The organism is Paraburkholderia monticola (genome assembly GCF_001580545.1).
Classification (GTDB): Bacteria; Pseudomonadota; Gammaproteobacteria; order Burkholderiales; family Burkholderiaceae; genus Paraburkholderia; species Paraburkholderia monticola.
This window is the reverse complement of sequence record NZ_LRBG01000029.1, coordinates 1-1,551: the sequence shown is the minus strand read 5'-3', so window position 1 is coordinate 1,551 and position 1,551 is coordinate 1. Positions and strand designations below refer to the sequence as shown.

At 64.2% G+C, this 1,551-nt stretch carries 2 protein-coding genes and 1 pseudogene; all 3 read right to left on the bottom strand.

Features of this window, described 5'->3' with window-relative positions; all coding sequences use genetic code 11:
- Positions 1-119 precede the first annotated feature (119 nt).
- Positions 120-668 (bottom strand): annotated as a pseudogene (gene paaC, locus CI15_RS19480) (1,2-phenylacetyl-CoA epoxidase subunit PaaC); the annotation flags it as partial.
- Between the two features lie 35 nt (positions 669-703).
- Positions 704-988, bottom strand: coding sequence for a 1,2-phenylacetyl-CoA epoxidase subunit PaaB (paaB, locus tag CI15_RS19475; RefSeq protein ID WP_062129962.1), 285 nt, complete (start codon positions 986-988; stop codon positions 704-706).
- 36 nt (positions 989-1,024) lie between these two features.
- On the bottom strand, positions 1,025-1,551 hold a 527-nt coding region (locus CI15_RS19470), incomplete at its 5' end, for a Phenylacetic acid catabolic protein (RefSeq protein WP_075643733.1).

Sequence of the window (1,551 nt, the reverse complement as noted above, 5' to 3'; positions counted from 1 at the left end):
GAGCGTCGATCATGTCTGTTTTGTCGCCATGTAGCGTAGCATGACCCATCTACTCCGCATCTGTGGAGTCATTTCAGTGTAATTTGTCTAAATACTACGCCGTCCACCGAGACATACACGAAGGCGCGCGTCGGCAGCGTCAGATGTGTATAAGAGACAGATTCGTCGGTGCCGTCGCCGAAACGGACCAGCCACTCGCCCGCGTGATGCACGTGGTACTGCGTTTCCTTGATCGACTTCGCGGCGATCGCGGCAAGCTGTTCGTCCGCGGAGCGCGTGAGCGCGCTCCACAGATGCATCATCAGCGTGGCGTACAGGAAGTTGCGCACGATCGTGACCGCGTAGTCCTTTTCAGCCTGCGCGGTGCCGGCGAGCGGCCCGTAATGCGGCAGCTCGACGAGCGTGTAGCTGGCGAACTCGCGCTCGGCGCGGAAGTACGCGTAGTCGTCCTCGCTGCGCTGCCGGCCGGTGAGCTGCTGTTCGAGCGTGGCAGCGTGGGTGTAGAGCAGACGCGCCTGGCCGATCAGGTCGAGGCTCATGTTCGACAGCGCGATGTCCTCTTCGAGGATCGGGCCGTGGCCGCACCATTCGGCGTTGCGCTGTCCGAGGATCAGCGCGGTATCCGCGAGGCGCAGCACGTACTGCAGATGTTCAGGCGTAGTGGACACAGAGGACGTAAAGGACGTAGTGGACATGGCGGCGCTTACATGTGGTTGACTTCGTCGGGGAGCGTGTAGAACGTCGGGTGGCGATAGATCTTGTCGCCCGCCGGTTCGAACAGCTCCGCCTTCTCTTCCGGCGCGGAGGCCGTGATCGCCGAGGACGGCACCACCCAGATGCTCACGCCTTCCTGGCGACGCGTGTAGACGTCGCGCGCCATGCGCAGCGCCATCGGCGCGTCGGCGGCGTGCAGACTGCCGCAGTGTTTATGGTCGAGTCCCTGCTTGCTGCGCACGAACACTTCCCAAATCGGCCATTCCTTGTTCATTGCTGATCTCCTGATTCCTGTGATGTGTCGTGCCGCTCAGGCGGCGTGCTGTTGCGCGCGCTGGCGCTGCTTCCCGGCGTGGGCGAGCGCGGCTTCGCGCACCCATGCCCCGTCGTCATGGGCCTTCACGCGGGTCGCGAGGCGCTCGCGGTTGCACGGGCCGTCGCCGTTCACCACGCGCCAGAACTCTTCCCAGTCGATGTCGCCGTAGTCGTAATGGCCGCGCGCCTCGTTCCATTTGAGGTCCGCGTCGGGCAGCGTGACGCCGAGCACTTTGGCCTGCTCGACGGTCGCGTCGACGAATTTCTGGCGCAGGTCGTCGTTGGTGATGCGCTTGATGCCCCATTGCGCCGACTGGTTGCTGTGCACCGAATCCTTGTCGCTCGGGCCGAACATCATCAGCCCCGGCCACCACCAGCGGTTCACCGCCTGCTGGACCAGCTCGCGCTGCGCGTCGGTGCCGGCCATCATCGCCAGGAGCCCGTCGTAGCCCTGGCGCTTATTGACCGACTCTTCCTTGCAGATTCGGAGCATCGCGATGCCATCGGGCCCGTAGGTGCCGC